General features: G+C 66.0%; 18 protein-coding genes. 8 read left to right on the top strand and 10 right to left on the bottom strand.

Annotated elements, in window-relative coordinates:
• The 5 genes from pheT to rpmI form a co-directional block, all read right to left on the bottom strand.
• Positions 1–2,499, bottom strand: a complete 2,499-nt coding sequence (gene pheT / locus BM244_RS08930) for a phenylalanine--tRNA ligase subunit beta (protein WP_093398582.1) — start codon at positions 2,497–2,499, stop codon at positions 1–3.
• Positions 2,496–3,608: a phenylalanine--tRNA ligase subunit alpha gene (pheS, locus tag BM244_RS08925; protein ID WP_175518186.1), complete on the bottom strand. Its 1,113-nt coding sequence runs from the start codon at positions 3,606–3,608 to the stop codon at positions 2,496–2,498. The genes pheT and pheS overlap by 4 nt, the downstream gene beginning before the upstream one ends.
• 107 nt (positions 3,609–3,715) lie before the next feature.
• Entirely contained in the window at positions 3,716–4,045 is a 330-nt protein-coding gene (locus BM244_RS08920) for a GIY-YIG nuclease family protein (RefSeq protein ID WP_093398580.1), read from the bottom strand.
• A 196-nt stretch (positions 4,046–4,241) separates the two neighbouring features.
• Positions 4,242–4,607, bottom strand: a complete 366-nt coding sequence (gene rplT, locus BM244_RS08915; RefSeq protein WP_056054375.1) for a 50S ribosomal protein L20 — start codon at positions 4,605–4,607, stop codon at positions 4,242–4,244.
• Between the two features lie 19 nt (positions 4,608–4,626).
• Complete coding sequence (gene rpmI, locus BM244_RS08910; RefSeq protein ID WP_093398579.1) at positions 4,627–4,830, bottom strand: 50S ribosomal protein L35; 204 nt, start codon at positions 4,828–4,830, stop codon at positions 4,627–4,629.
• Between the two features lie 168 nt (positions 4,831–4,998).
• Here rpmI and BM244_RS08905 point away from each other — a divergent pair, with 168 nt between their 5' ends.
• Together BM244_RS08905 and BM244_RS08900 are read left to right on the top strand one after the other, a co-directional pair.
• Positions 4,999–7,134 carry an AsmA family protein gene (locus BM244_RS08905; protein WP_093398578.1) on the top strand — a complete coding sequence of 712 codons (2,136 nt, stop codon included), beginning with the start codon at positions 4,999–5,001 and terminating at the stop codon, positions 7,132–7,134.
• 193 nt (positions 7,135–7,327) lie between these two features.
• Complete coding sequence (locus BM244_RS08900; protein ID WP_175518139.1) at positions 7,328–8,917, top strand: hypothetical protein; 1,590 nt, start codon at positions 7,328–7,330, stop codon at positions 8,915–8,917.
• Here the strand turns inward: BM244_RS08900 and BM244_RS08895 are convergent.
• The 4 genes from BM244_RS08895 to BM244_RS08880 form a co-directional block, all read right to left on the bottom strand.
• Positions 8,880–10,025, bottom strand: coding sequence for a GNAT family N-acetyltransferase (locus tag BM244_RS08895; protein ID WP_093399057.1), 1,146 nt, complete (start codon positions 10,023–10,025; stop codon positions 8,880–8,882). The two genes, BM244_RS08900 and BM244_RS08895, sit on opposite strands and share 38 nt — an antisense overlap.
• Positions 10,026–10,195: 170 nt before the next feature.
• Positions 10,196–10,660: a RidA family protein gene (locus BM244_RS08890; protein WP_093398577.1), complete on the bottom strand. Its 465-nt coding sequence runs from the start codon at positions 10,658–10,660 to the stop codon at positions 10,196–10,198.
• A 214-nt stretch (positions 10,661–10,874) separates the two neighbouring features.
• Positions 10,875–11,501 (bottom strand): hypothetical protein, encoded by a 627-nt coding sequence (locus BM244_RS08885; protein ID WP_093398576.1) that lies wholly within the window; start codon positions 11,499–11,501, stop codon positions 10,875–10,877.
• A complete protein-coding gene (locus tag BM244_RS08880) occupies positions 11,498–11,782 on the bottom strand; it encodes a DUF3572 domain-containing protein (protein ID WP_056054478.1) in 285 nt (94 codons plus the stop codon). The genes BM244_RS08885 and BM244_RS08880 overlap by 4 nt, the downstream gene beginning before the upstream one ends.
• A gap of 36 nt (positions 11,783–11,818) precedes the next feature.
• Here BM244_RS08880 and BM244_RS08875 point away from each other — a divergent pair, with 36 nt between their 5' ends.
• Positions 11,819–12,181: a response regulator gene (locus tag BM244_RS08875; protein ID WP_093398575.1), complete on the top strand. Its 363-nt coding sequence runs from the start codon at positions 11,819–11,821 to the stop codon at positions 12,179–12,181.
• A 343-nt stretch (positions 12,182–12,524) separates the two neighbouring features.
• On the opposite strand, the gene rpmG is transcribed toward BM244_RS08875, so the two are convergent.
• Positions 12,525–12,692 (bottom strand): 50S ribosomal protein L33, encoded by a 168-nt coding sequence (gene rpmG / locus BM244_RS08870; protein WP_055881863.1) that lies wholly within the window; start codon positions 12,690–12,692, stop codon positions 12,525–12,527.
• 192 nt (positions 12,693–12,884) lie between these two features.
• On the opposite strand from rpmG, the gene BM244_RS08865 reads away from it, so the two are divergent.
• The 5 genes from BM244_RS08865 (at position 12,885) to BM244_RS08845 (ending at position 16,520) form a co-directional block, all read left to right on the top strand.
• Positions 12,885–13,217, top strand: a complete 333-nt coding sequence (locus tag BM244_RS08865) for a hypothetical protein (protein ID WP_254784358.1) — start codon at positions 12,885–12,887, stop codon at positions 13,215–13,217.
• Between the two features lie 3 nt (positions 13,218–13,220).
• Positions 13,221–13,787, top strand: a complete 567-nt coding sequence (locus BM244_RS08860; protein WP_093398574.1) for a TMEM165/GDT1 family protein — start codon at positions 13,221–13,223, stop codon at positions 13,785–13,787.
• Between the two features lie 125 nt (positions 13,788–13,912).
• A complete protein-coding gene (locus tag BM244_RS08855; RefSeq protein ID WP_093398573.1) occupies positions 13,913–14,410 on the top strand; it encodes a Dps family protein in 498 nt (165 codons plus the stop codon).
• Positions 14,411–14,479: 69 nt separating this feature from the next.
• Positions 14,480–14,665: a DUF1328 family protein gene (locus BM244_RS08850; RefSeq protein WP_093398572.1), complete on the top strand. Its 186-nt coding sequence runs from the start codon at positions 14,480–14,482 to the stop codon at positions 14,663–14,665.
• A 262-nt stretch (positions 14,666–14,927) separates the two neighbouring features.
• Complete coding sequence (locus BM244_RS08845; RefSeq protein WP_093398571.1) at positions 14,928–16,520, top strand: cisplatin damage response ATP-dependent DNA ligase; 1,593 nt, start codon at positions 14,928–14,930, stop codon at positions 16,518–16,520.
• The last annotated feature ends 38 nt before the right edge of the window (positions 16,521–16,558 follow it).

Raw genomic sequence — 16,558 nt, 5'->3', positions numbered from 1 at the left:
TCAGACGCGCAGGCTCGCGCCTTGCTTTGCTGCCGCGGCGACCACCTTGTCGGCGATCGCCTTGATCTCTTCGTCGGTGAAGCTTTTGGCGGTCGGTTGCAGGACGATCTCGACAGCGACCGACTTGTGGCCATCCTCCACCCCTGCCCCAGTGAACACGTCGAACACGCGGGCCGAGACGATCGCGACCTTGTCGGCGCCCTTGACCGCGCGAACCAGCGTGTCGGTGGCGAGCGCCGCCGGCACGAGGAACGCGAAGTCTCGGCGAACGGCTTGCAGCGCCGGCGGCGTGTAGGCCGGACGCGCGAAGCCAGACGCTCGCTTGGGCGGGATGGCGTCGAGGTAGACTTCTACCGCGGCAACCGCGCCGTCGAGGTCGAACGCCTTCAGCACCGTCGGATGGAGCATGCCGAAGCTCGCCAGCACTGTCTTCGGCCCGAGGCGAAGCGTACCGGACTGGCCGGGGTGCCATGCGTCGCCGGCCTCCCCCATCACTTGCAGGTTATCGACCGGCGCGCCCGAGGCCGCGAGAAGCGCCAGCGCTTCGGCCTTCGCGTCATACGCGTCGAAGGCCGCCGCTTTCCCATCGCGCCAGCCGCGGGGGCGGCGGTCGCCGGCGAGGACTACGCCTAGCGTCGCGCGCTCGGCTTCGGCCAGGTAGCGGCGGCCGATCTCGAACAGGCGGACGCTCTGCTGGCCACGCTTGAGGTTGCGGCCGGTCGCTGCAAGCAGGCCGGGGAGCAGCGACGGGCGCATGACCTTCAGGTCTTCGCTGATCGGATTGGCGAGCGTCCAGGCGCCGCCGCCGAAGGGGGCTGCTTCGGCTTCGGAGAGGAAGCTCCACGTTACCGCCTCGTCGAGCCCTCGGGCCGCCGCCGCACGACGCGCCCTACGTTCGAGCTTCTGCTCGGGCGTGGCGGTCGGCTTGGCGACGCCGGGCATACGGGGGAGCGGCGTCGAGTGGATGTTATCGATGCCCTCGATACGGACGACCTCCTCGACGAGGTCGGCGGGGCCGTCGACATCGCGGCGCCAGCTTGGGACCGTGACCGGCCATTTGCCCTCGATCGTCGAGAACAGCGCATCGCTGAACGCGTCGGCCGACTGGATCGCGCCGATCGTGAAGCCGAGCGACAACAAGGTCCGCGCCTGCCGTTCGGGGGCGACGTGGAGGCCGCCGAGGTCTGCACTCAAGCGTGGATCGTAGTGGATCACGCGCGGTTCGAGCGGGGGTTCGCCCGAGCGGGTGACGTCGCTGGCCGTACCACCGCAGATGTGGAGGACGAGCGCAGTGGCGATGGCCAGGCCGTCTTCGAGGAACGCCGGATCGACGCCGCGTTCGAAGCGGCTGCGCGCGTCGGAGGTGAGCGTGAGCTTCTGCCCGGTGCGGGCGATGTGGTCGGGATCGAAATACGCGCATTCGATCAGCACGTCGGTGGTGTCCGCCGAGACGCCCGAATGCTCGCCGCCCATGATCCCGCCGATGTCGTGCACGGCCGCGTCGTCGGCGATGACGGTCATGGTCGCGTCGAGCGTGTAGGTCTTGCCGTTGAGGGCTACGACCTGTTCGCCGTCCTTGGCCTTCCGCGCGACGAGGCCGCCGGAAAGTTTGGCGCGGTCGTAGACGTGCAACGGGCGGCCGAGGTCGATCATCAAATAGTTGGTGATGTCGACGAGCGCGGAGATCGGCTTCTGGCCGATCGCGATGAGGCTGCGGCGCATCCACGCGGGGGATTCGCCGTTGGTTACGCCGGTGACGGTCTGCGCGAAGAGGGCGGGGCAGCCTTCGGGGTCTAGCGTCGCGACATCGGGTCCGTCCCCAGTCCTTGCTCCGTCATTGCCGCGACGGCGGGGATCGAGTTCGCCGTTTGCCCCTGCCGCACCTTGGGTCCCGGCGTCCGCCGGGATGACGGAGGGGGTGGGGATGGTCAGTGGCGTGAGCGTGCCGAGGCCGGCGGCGGCGAGGTCGCGCGCGATGCCGCGGACGCCCATGCAGTCCTGGCGATTGGGGGTGATCGCGACGTCGATGACTGGGTCGGTCAGGCCGGCATAGTCGGGATACGCGGTGCCGATCGGCGCGTCCGCCGGCAGTTCGATGATGCCGTCGTGATCTTCGCCGAGTTCGAGTTCGCGCGTCGAGCACATCATGCCGTGGGATTCGACGCCGCGGATGCTCGCGAGCTTGAGCGTCACGTCGAGGCCGGGGACGTACGCACCGGGTGCGCCGAACACGCCGACCAGGCCGGCGCGCGCGTTGGGGGCGCCGCAGACGACCTGGAGCGGACCGTTACCGGCGTCGACCGACAGGATCTGGAGCTTGTCGGCTTGCGGATGGCGTTCGGCGCTAAGCACCTTGGCGATCTTGAACGCGGCGAGCTTCTCGCCGGGGTTCTCGACGCCTTCGACTTCCAGGCCGATGCGGGTCAGCGCCTCGACGATCTGGTCGAGCGTGGCGGTGGTTTCGAGATGCTGCTTGAGCCAGCTGAGGGTGAACTTCATGCGCCGACTCCGCCGGACAAGGTGGGGACGTCGAGGCTCGAAAAGCCGTAATGCTTGAGCCAGCGGATATCGCCGTCGAAGAACGGGCGTAGGTCGTCCATGCCGTATTTCAGCATGGCCAGCCGGTCGATGCCGCAGCCGAACGCGAAGCCCTGCCATTCGTCGGGGTCGAGCCCGCAGGCCTCGATCACCTTGCGGTGGACCATGCCGGAGCCGAGGATTTCGAGCCAGCCATCGGGCTCGGCGCCGCCGACGACGCGCTTGCCCTTGACCAGCGTGTAGCCGACGTCGATCTCGACCGAGGGTTCGGTGAACGGGAAGTAGCTGGGGCGCAGGCGGAGCACGATATCGTCGCGCTCGAAGAACGCCTTCACGAACGTCTCGAGCGTCCACTTCAGGTGGCCGAGCGTGATGCCCTTGTCGATCACGAGGCCCTCGACCTGGTGGAACATCGGCGTGTGCGTGGCGTCGGAATCCGAACGGTAGGTGCGGCCGGGGGCGATGATGCGGATCGGGGGTTTCTGGCTCAACATCGTGCGGATCTGGACCGGGGACGTGTGCGTGCGGAGGAGCGAGAAGGTCGTCTTCTCGTCGGCGGTGCCGGCGGCCTTCGCGTCGATCCCCTGCTGGAGATAAAAGGTGTCGTGCATCGCGCGCGCGGGGTGCGTCTCGGGGATGTTGAGCGCGGTGAAATTATGCCAGTCGGTCTCGATCTCGGGACCGGTCGCGACCGCGAAGCCAAGGTCTGCGAAGATCTCTGCGAGTTCGTCCATGACCTGCGACACGGGGTGGATCGTGCCGGCGGGCGTGGCGTCGGCGGGGAGCGTCATGTCGAGCGTCTCGCTGGCGAGACGCGCGTCGAGCGCGGCGCGTTCGAGCGTTGCCTTGCGCTCGGCGATGCCGTTGGCGACGGCTTCGCGGAGGCCCTGGATCAGCGGGCCCTGCACGAGGCGCTCCTCCGGCGTCATCTTGCCGAGCGTCTTGAGCAGCGCGGTGATCGTGCCCTGCTTGCCGAGCGCCTCGACCCGGCACGCGTCGAGCGCGTCGAGCCCGGATGCGGCGGCGATCGCCGTCAGCATGTGGTCGCGCATCTGGTTCAGGTCTTCGATCACTGTTTCGCCATCCTAACTTCGCGCGTCTCTATCGCTCTACTTGTCATTCCCGCGAAGGCGGGGATCCATATGCGCTACCGGTTCGATCGTCATAACCGTAGCGGTTATGGTTTCCCGCCTTCGCGGGAATGACGGAAAGGCGGGAAGCCCAACCCTATCGCCAGATCGTCCCAATCGAGATTGCCCTCTTCGATCAGCCGCAGCTTCCAGTCGCGGTTCCACTTCTTTAGCTGCTTTTCACGCTTGATCGCTGCTTCCATCGTATCGGCGATTTCGTAGTGCACCAGCCGATGGATGCCGTAGCGGGAGGTGAAGCCCTTGATCAAGCCTTCGCGGTGCTGGTGGATACGGCCGAGTAAGTTCGAGGTGACGCCGATATAGAGCGTGCCGTGCCGACCGCTGGCGAGGATGTAGACGCAGGGCTGCCAATCCATCCGCTATCCCCTTGCCGTCATTCCCGCGGAGGCGGGAACCCATACTGGCTGACGTTTTGGGTAATCACAACGGTTCGTAGTTTATGGGTTCCCGCCTGCGCGGGAATGACGGTCTTCAAAGCTCGAACCCCCAAACACAGAAAGGGCGCCGGTGGTCTCCCACCGACGCCCTTCCGAAACTCACCTCAGTCGCGAATTACGCGGCCTGGGGGAGAGCCGCCTTCACCTGGGCGACGATGGCGCTGAATGCAGCGCCCTCGTGCATGGCGATGTCGGCCAGGACCTTCCGGTCGAGTTCGATCCCTGCCAGCTTCACGCCGTGCATGAACTGCGAATACGTCAGACCCTCGGCGCGGACACCGGCGTTGATGCGCTGGATCCAGAGGCCACGGAAGGTGCGCTTCTTTACCTTGCGGTCGCGGTAAGCGTACTGTCCGGCCTTCTCGACGGCCTGACGGGCGATGCGGATGGTGTTCTTGCGACGGCCATAATAGCCCTTCGCCTGAACCAAAATACGCTTGTGCTTGGCGCGGGTGGTAACACCCCGTTTTACGCGTGCCATTGTCTAATTCCTTCTCAGCTCAACGCAGGCCGTAAGGCGCCCAGGCCTTCACTGCTGCGGTATCGGCCTTCGACAGCAGCTTGGTGCCGCGGTTCTGACGGATGTACTTGCCGTTGTGATGCGCCAGACGGTGACGCTTGCCGGCGACGCCGTGCTTGAGCAGGCCGGTGGCGGTGATCTTGAAGCGTTTCTTGACGCCGCTCTTGGTCTTCAGCTTGGGCATTTTTATCCTTTCGGTTACGAAGGAGGACGCTGAAATCGCCGCGGCAGCCCACACTGGCCGGGCGATTCGTCGAACGCGTTCCCTTCGAGGAAGCGGGCCGCATAGACGCATTAATGCGGTATATCAACCGTTGTGGAACTGACGCGGCTGTCGTGCGATAGGCGAATCATGGACGAGAGCACGACGCAGCCGATCGAGACCCCTCCCCCGGCCCCTGCGCCGGTCGACACGCAAAAACGTCGCAAGCGGCGGATACTGCGCAACATCCTGCTCGGGATCGTCGCGGTCGTCGTCGCGATCTGGCTGGTGCTGTACATCACTAAGGGGCGCTTCCTGAAGCATCCGTTCGAGCGCGTCGTCGGCTCGCTCACGCACCGGACGCTGACCGTGCGCGGTGATTTCCAGCTCTATTTCGCGCCGTTCCGCATCAAGCTGTACGCGGAGAATTTCACGCTCTCGAACCCCGACTGGGCGAGCAAGCCGAACCTGTTCCAGGCGGACAAGCTCGACACGCGGATCGCGCCGCTGTCGCTGCTATTCGGCAAGCGGCGGCTGTACTGGCTCGATCTCGTCAACGGCGCAGTCGACCTGGAGTGGAACGCGCCGCATTCGGCCAACACCTGGACGTTCTCGAACAAGAAGGGTGGCAAGCCGCTCGAATTCCCGCGGATCGACGTGGCGACGGTCACGGGCACGACGGTGCGCTATCTCGATCCGCGGATGCGCGTGCTGGCCGACCTCAAGGTCGCCGATATCCGATCGGTAGATGCGACGATCGGCCGCGCGGTCGGGCTCACCGGCAAGGGCCGGCTGCGCGAGACGCCGTTCACCGTGACCGCGCAACTGCTGTCGCCGGATGCGACCGCCAACCGCGGACAGAACAAGCTGGTTGCGCGGGCGCGGGCGGCGGGGAACATCATCGACGTCGCGGGGACGCTGCCGAGCATCGCCGATGTCGAGAACGTGCCGCTCGCCGTGACCGCGCGCGGCGCCAATCTGTCGACGCTGCTAGGCGTGATCGACGTCGCGATCCCGAACACGCGGACCTACAAACTGCGCGCGCAGCTGATCAAGCAGGGCGACGAATACGCCTTCACACACCTGCGCGGCTTTGCAGGCCGAACAGATCTCGCGGGCAAGCTGACGATCGTGAACGGCGAGCGCATCCATCTCGATTCGGTGCTCACGACCAAGAGCCTCGACATCATCGATGCGGCCCCCTTCATCGGCTTCAATCCCGACATCGTCGAGTCAAAGGGCGCGGTGGCAGCCGCCGCCGCGACGGGCGCCGCACCGCAGCGCCTGTTGCCTGACGGGAACCTGCCGGTCGCGACGATGCAGATCTTCGATGCCGACCTGAAATGGACGATCGGCGTGGTGAAGTCGCGCAACCTGCCGATCTCCGACATCGATCTGACGCTCGACCTGGAACGCGGGCGGCTGGCGCTGTCGCCGCTGACCTTCTCGATGGCACGCGGCAACGTGGCCTCGGACGTCATCTTCGACACGCGCGCACGGCCGAGCGCGGTGTCCTACGATATCCGGCTGGCGCCGACACCGCTGGGTCGACTACTCAAGGGCTATGGCCTGACCGAGGCCGGGACGACCGGCACAGTCAAGGGGCGGATCAAGCTGGAGGGGCGTGGCGATTCGATCCACGATTCGCTCGCGTCATCGCACGGTCGAATCGCGTTCGTGCTGCCGTCGGGAGCGCTGTCGGTGCGCAACGTGCAGCTGGCGGAACTCGACATCGGCACGTTCGCGCAGCGGATGTTCCAGGGGAAGCTCGACGAGCCGGTGCAGATGAATTGTGGGCTGATTGGCTTTACCGTGCGCGGCGGCGTCGCGGCGGCGGATCCGATCCTGATCGACACGCGCAAGAACGTCATCGTCGGCCGCGGTGGGTTCAGCTTCCGAAACGAAGCGCTCGACCTGGCCTTCCGTGCGGATTCGAAGAAGTTCAGCCTGTTCGCGGGCCAGTCGCCGGTCGGGGTCGGCGGTTTGTTCGCGGCGCCCAAGCTCAGCGTGATCTCGAAGGATCTGCTCGCACGGGTCGGCAGCGGGCTCGGGCTGGCGCTGGTCGCGACGCCGGTCGCGGGGATCCTGGCGTTCGTCGATGTCGGCGACGCAAAGTCCACCGCATGTGGCCCGGTGCTGGCGGGAGCCACGGCTGCGGCACAGCGGACCACCAAGGGGCAGCCGCGTGACGACGTGGGCCATGGGACGACGGCGAAGGCCGAGGACGGGAAAACGAATGCTGCGGAGAAGAAGGGGCAGCGGAAGAAGTTTCTGGGAATCTTCTGACCCATCCTTCAGCGGCTGAGACCCCCACCGGCGCAGAATTTCGACGGCAGTACGCAGACCGGCTGCTCGCCCGCGCAGGTCTGCCACGCAGCGACATATTGCGGCACTCTTTCACGCCGCATCACGGCCCAAACCGTCGCATCCTGTCACGCAGGCTTGTCGAAGCCCCCCCTGCGGCGCTAGGCGTCGATCAATGACGCGGGGGCAAGACACGGGACTACACTGGTGGCAGACGCGCGGCTTCGTCCTCGCGGTCGCGCTCGCGTCGATGATACCGTTGCTGTGGCCGGAAATACCGCCGCTCGTCGACCTGCCCGGCCATATGGGGCGCTACCGCGTCCAGCTGGCGATCGGCGACAATCCCTGGCTTTCCCAGTGGTATAACTTCCGCTGGCAGATGATCGGCAACCTCGGCATCGACCTGCTGATCGTGCCGCTCGCGCCGATCTTCGGGTTGCAGCTGGCGGTAAAGCTGATCGTGATGGCGATCCCCGCGCTCACCGTGACCGGGTTGTTGTGGATCGCGCGCGAGGTGCACGGGCGAATCCCCGCGACCGCGTTGTTCGCGCTGCCGCTCGCCTACAGCTATCCGTTCCAGTTCGGATTCGTGAATTTCGCGCTCGGCATGGCGCTCGCGCTCAACCTGTTCGCGCTGTGGCTGCGGATGGGGCGGCTCGACCGGCGGCAGCTGCGGACCCTCATCTTCGTCCCCGTCTCGTGCCTGTTGTGGCTGTGCCATACGTTCGGCTGGGGCGTACTGGGCGTGCTCGCCTTCTCCGCCGAACTGATCCGCCAGCACGACATCCGCCGCGACAGCGATCCCAAGAGCTGGGCGCATGGCTGGTTCAAGGCGTGTATCCAGGCGGGGCTGAACTGCCTGCCGCTCGCGCTGCCGATGGTGATGATGGTGGTCTGGCGGTCGGGCGATCATGTCGGCGGCAAGACGCAGGACTGGTTCAACTGGCGCTGGAAGATGAACTGGATCACGATGGTCCTGCGCGATCGGTGGATGACGTTCGACATCGCGTCGGTCACCGTGCTGTTCGTAATCCTGTTCCGCGGCGTGCGCGACCAGACGATCGAGTATTCGCGCAACCTGAGCCTCTCGGCGCTGTTCCTCGCGATCGTGTACATCCTGTTGCCGCGGATCGTGTTCGGCTCGGCCTATGCCGACATGCGGCTCGCGCCGTTCATGCTCGGGATCGCGGTGATCGCGCTGCGGCCGCGGCATGGGCTTTCGTTGCGCGGTGCGGCGGTGCTCGCGGTGCTGGGGTTCGCGTTCTTCGGCGTGCGGCTGGCGGGGACGACGGTCAGCTACCTGATCTACGATCGCAGCTACGACCAGGCGATCGCGGCGATCGATACGGTACCCGAGCGATCGCGCGTCGTGTCGTTCGTCGGGCGGCGCTGTCGCGACGACTGGGCCTATTCGCGGCTCGAGCATGTTCCCGCGCTGCTGCTGGAGCGGCGGCTGGCGTTCACCAACGACCAGTGGTCGATGGCCGGCGCACAGTTGATGACGACGCAATATCCGGCGGCCAAGGGCTTTGCGCACGATCCGTCTGAGATTGTCAGCGACATCAAGTGCCGTGGCCAGTTCTGGCGGCCGATCTCGATGGCGCTGGAGAAATTTCCGCGCGATGCATTCGATTACGTGTGGCTGATCCACCCGCCGAAGTTCGATCCGGCGCTGGTCCGCGACCTGACGCTGATCCGCCGCGATGGCACCAGCCTGCTTTACCGCGTCAACCGACCTGCTGCTCGCCCCGCCGGAACGGAGTAAGCTCGCCGAGATACTCCTGCTGTTCGGCGACGGCCTCGCGTTCACGGACAAGATAGTCGGCGATCGCGCGGCGGAAGCTGGGGTCGGGGATGTAATGGGCGGAATAGGTCGCGACCGGCGCATAGCCCCTTGCGAGCTTGTGTTCGCCCTGCGCGCCGGCCTCGACGGTCTTCAGGCCGCGCGCGATGGCGGCGTCGATCGCCTGGTAATAGCAGAGTTCGAAGTGGAGGAACGGCACTTCCTCGGTGGCGCCCCAGTATCGGCCATAGAGCGTGTCATTGCCGATCAGGTTGAGCGCACCCGCGATCGGTACGCCGTCGCGCTCGGCGAGGATGAGCAGGACGCGGTCGCCCATCGTCTCGCCGATCTGATCGAAGAAGCCGCGCGTGAGGTACGGCTGGCCCCATTTGCGGCTGCCGGTGTCCTGGTAAAAGACCCAGAACGCGTCCCAGTGCTCGGGCGTGATCTCGGCGCCGATCAGGTGGCGGATCGTCAGGCCTTCGACGGCAGCGGCGCGTTCCTTGCGGATCGCCTTGCGCTTGCGGCTGGCGAGGACGGCGAGGAAGTCTTCGAAGCTGGCGTACCCCTCGTTCTTCCAGTGGAACTGCGTGCCCTGGCGGATCAGCCAGCCTGCCGCCTCGAACAGCGGCACCTCGTCTGGGTCGATGAAGGTGGCGTGCGCGGAGGATAGCCCACTCTGGTCGGTGACCGCTTCCAGCGCGGCGATCAGTGCGGGGGCTTGCTCGCGGTCGCGGAGCAACAGGCGGGGCCCCGGCACCGGGCTGAACGGTGCGGCGATCTGGAGCTTGGGGTAGTATTGCCCCCCTGCCCGCTCCCACGCGTCGGCCCAGCCCTGGTCGAACACGTATTCGCCCTGGCTGTGGCTCTTGGCATAGGCGGGGGCGATTCCCGCGGGCTTGCCGTCGGGACCGTCCACCACCACCGGCAGCGCCTGCCAACCGGATCGGCCGCCGACGCTTTTCGAGGCTTCGAGCGCGGAGAGGAAGGCGTGGCCGACGAACGGGTTGGCGGTGCCGGAGCACGCCTCCCAGTCCTCCGCCGCGATCGAGGTGACGCCTTGGGCGATGCGGGCTGTGACGGCGTTCATCCGCGACATTTGGGGTAGCGGGGTGCCGATAGCAAAGGGCGCGTCAGCTTATCTCGAAGGAAAACAGCCGTCCGCCCCATAGGCTGTTCTCCCGCGAAGGCGGGAGCCCAGGACCACATGGGCTGCGCTTGGTAACCCTGGGCTCCCGCTTTCGCGGGAGAACAAGTCCGTCAGGCGGAAACCTGCACGATCGCGTCGATCTCGACGGCGGCGCCGAGCGGGAGGACGGGAACGCCCACTGCCGAGCGCGCATGCTTGCCGGCATCGCCGAACAGCGCAACCATCACGTCCGATGCGCCGTTGGCGACCTTGGCCTGATCGGTGAAATCGCCGGTCGAATTGACGAACACGCCGAGCTTCACGATCCGCTCGACGCGGCCGAGCGTGCCGAGGGCCGCCTTCATCTGTGCGACGAGCATGAGCGCGCAGAGCTTGGCCGCTTCCTGCGCGTCTTCGAGCGACACGCCGTCGCCGACGCGACCGGTGACCAGCGCGCCGTCCTTGAACGGCAACTGGCCCGAGATGTGGAGCATGCCGTTCGCCAGCACGGTCGGGACGTAGGACGCCACGGGTGCGGCGGCCTGCGGGAGGGTGAGGCCCAGCTCTTCGAGCTTGCGGTCGATACGATCGGTCATGGGTGAGGTATCACCACAGCGGTGGGGGATGGGTCAAGTGGGGGCGGCTCGCGCGTCGATCGCCCCCTTCTGCTCCCCTCCCTGGAAGGGAGGGGCCGGGGGTGGGTTGGCTTCCGCATTTGTCGGAACGGTTGCGGCCAGAGCTGGCCGACCCACCCCCAACCCCTCCCTTCCAGGGAGGGGGGAATGGTGTGTTCGTGGTGAACCGAGCGGCTCAGGCGTCCGCGGGCAACCCAGCTTCGAACCGCGCGGAAATCCAGTCCGCCGCCTCGCGCCAGTCGTCGATCCGCGCGTGGGCCTCGGGCGCCTTCGGCACGCTCACCGCCAGCGTCGGCTCGGAGACCATGTGCAACCGGTGCACCCCCGGCGCGTGCTTGGCGACCGACTCGTGGTGCACCGCAAGGTCATCGACGAACACCGTCACCGGCGAACCATATTCCTCGACCAGCCGCGATACCGGGGTGCCCTTGCCGCCCTGGTTGCACTCGACCCGGTGCTCGATGCCGAACTTGGCTAGCTGTTCGATCCGCGGCTGGCGGCATTCGTCCTGGAGATTGGTGAGGATGACGATGTCCGCCACCTGCGCCAGCCGCTCCAGCGCGTCGACCGCGTGCGGCACCAGCGTCTGGCGGTGCATCTCGCCGGGGAAGAACTCGCCGAGCATCGCCCACATGTCCTCGCGCGACGGCGGCGGGCCACCGTCGCGGCGCGTCATCGCGGTCGAGAAATCGCCGTGCTGGATCTGGAAGTCGATATCGTGGCGCTCGTCGAGCCAGACGCCGAAATGCTTGACCATGTGCAGCAGCACTTCGTCGCAATCGCTGATCAGCAGCGGCCTCATGCTTCAAACTCCCCCTGGTCCAGTTTGGCATGGGCGCGGACCAGCGCCTCGGGCTTCACGCCGAGCGATTCGGCGCAGGCGATCAGGTCCGGCTCATGGTTTTCGAGAAAGCCAAGCGCGGCGGACAGCACGGTCGGATCGCTCGCCCTTGCGCGCAGGTCATGCGGCTCAAGGCCGGTGACCGACAGCAGCCGCATCGCCCGATCGGGCTCGACCAGCGTCCATACCAGCGCGCGCAGGGCGAGCGCTTCGGCGTCTTCGTTTGAATCGCGGTCGCGCATTGCCTATCGTGCCTTCTTTCCGGATAAGGTGGATCGGTGGCAAAGAAGGTGCTCGTTGTCGAGGACAACGAACTCAACCTCAAACTATTCTGCGACCTGTTGCGCGCGCACCAGTTCGCCGTCGAACCCGTGCGCGATGGCCGCGAAGCCGTTGCGCGCGCGCGAGAATTCGTGCCCGACCTGATCATCATGGACATCCAGATGCCGCACGTCACCGGCTACGAGATCATCCTCGAACTGAAGGCGGACGAGGACTTGAAGGCGATCCCGGTGATGGCGGTGACCGCATATGCGGGACGCGAGGACGAGGAGCGGATCCGGGCTGCGGGCGCGGACTCGTATGTGTCCAAGCCGATCAGTCTGGCGCGGTTCATGGATGCGGTGGGGGCGCTGATCTGAGGTGGGGGGCGCGCGGATACCGATCTGCTCAGCCTGCCCGTTGCTTAACTGGCACATTCCGTTGCCAAACCCCCAACCCCGTTCGTGCTGAGTAGAGACCGAGTAGCTCCGCAAGGAGCGTATCGAGGGCTCGTATCGAAGCATGCGTTCCGCGCGCCAACCTGTCCTTCGATACGCCATCTCGATACGCCGCCTACGGCGACTACTCGACGGCTACTCAGGACGAACGGAAGGGGGAGCGTGAGGGAACGAAGCCCAACACAAACGCCAAAAGCCGCGGATATCGCTATCCGCGGCTTTTTGGATCTCAGCAATCAGACGGCGGCTTGCACCGCCGACCGGATTACTTGATCTTGGCTTCCTTGAACTCGACATGCTTGCGCACGACGGGATCGTACTTCGAGAAGGAGAGCTTCTCCGTCTTGGTACGGGGATTCTTCTTGGTGACGTAGAAGAAGCCGGTGTCAGCGGTGCTGAGCAGCTTGATCTTTACGGTGGTCGGCTTGGCCATGAGCCCAATTCCTATGGCTTGAAAATGCGAAAGCGGCGAACTCGCGCCGCCGCTCCATCAAGGGCGGCGCATGGCGGACGGAGGGAGCGAAGTCAAGCTTTACCCCGTCGCTGCGTGCCGAGTTCGTTCATTTAATCCGCTATTCACTGTCCGGGGCGCATTGTACCGTCAGATAAAGACAGGAGCGGGATCGTGGGGCAGGCGCTGGTTCGAATCGACGACATGATGGCGGTGAAGGCCGATCTCGCGGCGCGAATCGCGGCGATCGATGTCCGTGCGCCCTATTCCCGCCCCTGCGACATCGCCACCGAGATCGATGCGATCCGCGTGATCGCGCATACCAACGGCCTCAACCCGGCGGTGACCGTCGCCCACTTCGTCGATTCCGCCCTGTCGCGCGGCGAGCATGGCGCGCTGGTGCATGGCTGGCTGTCGATCCTGCGCGATGCGGTCGGGTGCGAGCGGCAGGACGTCCAGGCATGCCACGCGTTCGCCGCGGCGTGTTCGGTGCGCCTTGCGGGATAATCCATGGACGCCTTGATGGCGGCCCTCGTCGCGGCCGCGCTCGCGCAGGTCGGCGACCGCACCGCGTGGCTCGCGGCGATCCTGTCGGACCGCTATGCGAGGCCCGGATTGGTGATCGCGATGGCGGCGCTGGCGTTGCTGGCGGCAAGCGGCCTTGCCGCGACGCTCGGCGCGGTGATCGGGCCGAAGCTCGCGCCCAATGCCCAGCAACTGATGCTCGCGCTCGCGTTGCTGTTGCAGGGCGGCGGCGCGTTCTTTCCGGCCAAGGCACCCGAGCGGCTCGATCGCTGGAAGATCGGTGCGATCGCCACCACTGCACTCGGCCTGTTCATCCTAGCCTTCGGCGATGGCGTGCAGTTCATCGTCCTCACCCTCGCCGCGCGGACGCCCGTTCCCGCGCTTGCGGCGATCGGCGCGACGGTCGGCTCGCTGGTCGCGATCGTCCCCGCCGCGCTGATGGGCGAGGCCGCCTGGCTGAAACTACCGCTCAAGCCGCTGCGCATCGCCATCGGCATCATATTCCTGATCTTCGGCATCGTTCTCGCACTCGGCGCCTTGCGATTGGTCTAGCGATCGGGTGGTCTGGCGATCGGGTGGTCTAGCGATCGGATGGTCTAGCAATCGGGGGGGCCAGTCGCCGGGGGCAATTCTGCGTTCGGATCGTTCACGCAACGACTTTCAAACCGGAGCTCCACATGGCCGACATCAACCCCGCCCTCGACACGCCGACCGATCTGCCGAGCAACAGCACCAAGTCGGTCGCGGACGCGCTGAACGCCGCGCTCGCCGATTGCTATGCGCTGTACCTCAAGACGAAAAATTTCCACTGGCACATGTCGGGGCCGCATTTCCGCGATTATCACCTGCTGCTCGACGACCAGTCTGCGCAGATCATCGGCGTGACCGACGCGATCGCCGAGCGCGTCCGCAAGACCGGCAACACCACGCTGCGCTCGATCGGCGATATCTCGCGGCACCAGACGATCGCCGACAACGACATGGCGTTCGTCGGCCCGACCGAGATGCTCGCCGAACTGCGCGAGGACAATCTGAAGCTCGTCGAGCAGTTCCGCATCGTCAAGGACGCCGCCGACGCCGCCAAGGACAACGCGACGAGTGGGATCGTGGATGAATGGACCGACCACGCCGAGGAGCGCGCGTGGTTCCTGTTCGAGGCCAGCCGCAAGGCCTGATCGTTACAGGTCAGGAACAAACCGGTCGTCGCGCCGGTTGAGCGATCCTATCGAAAACAGGAGGCCGTCATGTTGAAGCTCGCAATCACCTTTCTCGTCATCGGCGCCGTACTCGCGCTGCTCGGCTTCGGCGGCATCGGTGGCGCGTTCATCGGCATCGCCAAGGTCTTGTTCTTCATCGCGATCGCACTGTTCGTGATCTTCCTCGTGCTCGGGCTGCTTGCCGGCAAGGGCATCAAGAACGCGGTCGACTGACGCTGGCGATCCGATCGCATGACAACGACCGTCGTCGGACCTTCCGGCGGCGGTCGTTTCGTGTCTGGATCCGAAATCCTCGCAAGGGGGAGGTGGCTGGCGCTTGCCGGACGGAGGGGGAGGAAAGGAAAACGGGCGTTCAGTGTCCTCCCCCTCCGTCACCTTCGGTGCCACCTCCCCCTTGCGGGGGAGGATTGAGAATGGAGCGAGCGGTGTAGGACCTGTTCTGCATCCCTTCGCGCGGCAGGAGCGTTCTCCCACGATGCACGCATTCGCCGCCCTGCTCGATTCGCTCACCTACACCCGGTCGCGCAATGCGAAGTTGAAGCTGATCGCGGATTACCTGCGCGCGACGCCCGACCCCGATCGCGGCTGGGCAATGGCGGCGCTGACCGGGGACCTCGATCTCAAGGGCGTGAAGTCGGCAGTGATTCGCGGACTGATCGAGGAACGCGTCGATCCGGTGCTGTTCCGGATGAGCCGCGATTATGTCGGCGATACCGCGGAAACGGTCGCGCTGCTTTGGCCCGAGCCGACGGTGCCGGTCGACCCCACCCCCTTGTCGATCACCGACGTCGTCGAGCGGCTGGCGGCGTTGTCGCGTGCCGATGCACCGGGTGCGCTCGCCGAGATGCTCGACCGATCCGATGCCGAGGAGCGGTTCGCGTTGCTCAAGATGGCGACGGGGGCGCTGCGGATCGGCGTGTCGGCGCGGTTGGCGAAGACGGCGCTGGCGGATGCGTTCGGGCTCGATGTCGATGCGGTCGAGGAGGTCTGGCACGGGCTGGATGCACCGTATGCGAGCCTGTTCGCCTGGGCGGAGGGCACGGGCGCACAGCCGACGCCCGCCGACGTTCCGGTGTTCCGACCATTCATGCTGGCGCACGGACTCGAAGACCTTCGCGTCGACCTCGTCGACTATGCCGCCGAGTGGAAATGGGACGGCATCCGGGTGCAGATCGTCCACGTCGCGGGCGAGACACGGCTTTACAGCCGGACCGGCGACGACGTCACGGGCAGCTTCCCCGAGATCGCCGCCGCGTTTCGGACGCCGGGAACGGTCGACGGCGAACTGCTGGTGAAGGGCGAGCATCAGGGCGGCACGCTGGAAGATGGCGGCGGCGCGGCTAGCTTCAACGCGCTCCAGCAAAGGCTCGGGCGCAAGACCGTCTCGGCGAAGATGCTGGCGGACTATCCCGCGTTCGTGCGGCTCTATGACCTGTTGCTCGACGGCGACGAGGATCTGCGGACGCTGCCCTGGACCGAGCGGCGCAAGCGGCTCGAGGCGTTCGTGCCGCAACTCGATCCCGAGCGGTTCGATCTCAGCGTCGTCATCGAGGCGGACGACTTCACCGCGCTGGAGGCGATCCGGGCGACCGCGCGCGACTCGGCGATCGAGGGCGTGATGCTGAAGCGCCGCGATTCGCCGTACGTCGGCGGGCGTCGCGCCGGGCTCTGGTATAAGTGGAAACGCGATCCGCTGACCGCCGATTGCGTGATGATGTACGCGCAGCGTGGCTCGGGGCGGCGGTCGTCCTATTATTCGGATTACACCTTCGGCTGCTGGACCGAGGAGGGCGAGTTGCTCCCGGTCGGGAAGGCATATTCGGGGATTACCGACGAAGAACTGAAGATGCTCGACAGCTTCGTGCGCAACCATACCCAGAACCGGTTCGGGCCGGTGCGCGAAGTCGAGAAGACGCTGGTGCTGGAGATCGCGTTCGATTCGCTCCACGATTCGAAACGGCATAAATCCGGCGTGGCGATGCGCTTTCCGCGGATCGCGCGGATCCGGACGGACAAGCCTGCGGCGGAGGCGGACCGCATCGAGACGCTCAAGCGGATGATCACGTGATCCGCCGACACGAATTTCGGGTGGTTGCCGCGCGGGAT

This window comes from Sphingomonas sp. OK281 (assembly GCF_900115295.1).
Taxonomy (GTDB): Bacteria; Pseudomonadota; Alphaproteobacteria; order Sphingomonadales; family Sphingomonadaceae; genus Sphingomonas.
Note: the sequence above shows the minus strand (reverse complement) of the source record. Positions and strands in the feature narration are given on the sequence as shown.

Excerpts from the sequence above, each read along its gene's own strand:
- pheT (WP_093398582.1), bottom strand. The coding sequence starts at position 2,499 with ATGAAGTTCACCCTCAGCTGGCTCAAGCAGCATCTCGAAACCACCGCC.
- BM244_RS08920 (WP_093398580.1), bottom strand. The coding sequence starts at position 4,045 with ATGGATTGGCAGCCCTGCGTCTACATCCTCGCCAGCGGTCGGCACGGC.
- rplT (WP_056054375.1), bottom strand. The coding sequence starts at position 4,607 with ATGGCACGCGTAAAACGGGGTGTTACCACCCGCGCCAAGCACAAGCGT.
- rpmI (WP_093398579.1), bottom strand. The coding sequence starts at position 4,830 with ATGCCCAAGCTGAAGACCAAGAGCGGCGTCAAGAAACGCTTCAAGATC.
- BM244_RS08905 (WP_093398578.1), top strand. The coding sequence starts at position 4,999 with ATGGACGAGAGCACGACGCAGCCGATCGAGACCCCTCCCCCGGCCCCT.
- BM244_RS08900 (WP_175518139.1), top strand. The coding sequence starts at position 7,328 with ATGACGCGGGGGCAAGACACGGGACTACACTGGTGGCAGACGCGCGGC.
- BM244_RS08895 (WP_093399057.1), bottom strand. The coding sequence starts at position 10,025 with ATGAACGCCGTCACAGCCCGCATCGCCCAAGGCGTCACCTCGATCGCG.
- BM244_RS08890 (WP_093398577.1), bottom strand. The coding sequence starts at position 10,660 with ATGACCGATCGTATCGACCGCAAGCTCGAAGAGCTGGGCCTCACCCTC.
- BM244_RS08885 (WP_093398576.1), bottom strand. The coding sequence starts at position 11,501 with ATGAGGCCGCTGCTGATCAGCGATTGCGACGAAGTGCTGCTGCACATG.
- BM244_RS08880 (WP_056054478.1), bottom strand. The coding sequence starts at position 11,782 with ATGCGCGACCGCGATTCAAACGAAGACGCCGAAGCGCTCGCCCTGCGC.
- rpmG (WP_055881863.1), bottom strand. The coding sequence starts at position 12,692 with ATGGCCAAGCCGACCACCGTAAAGATCAAGCTGCTCAGCACCGCTGAC.
- BM244_RS08860 (WP_093398574.1), top strand. The coding sequence starts at position 13,221 with ATGGACGCCTTGATGGCGGCCCTCGTCGCGGCCGCGCTCGCGCAGGTC.
- BM244_RS08855 (WP_093398573.1), top strand. The coding sequence starts at position 13,913 with ATGGCCGACATCAACCCCGCCCTCGACACGCCGACCGATCTGCCGAGC.
- BM244_RS08850 (WP_093398572.1), top strand. The coding sequence starts at position 14,480 with ATGTTGAAGCTCGCAATCACCTTTCTCGTCATCGGCGCCGTACTCGCG.
- BM244_RS08845 (WP_093398571.1), top strand. The coding sequence starts at position 14,928 with ATGCACGCATTCGCCGCCCTGCTCGATTCGCTCACCTACACCCGGTCG.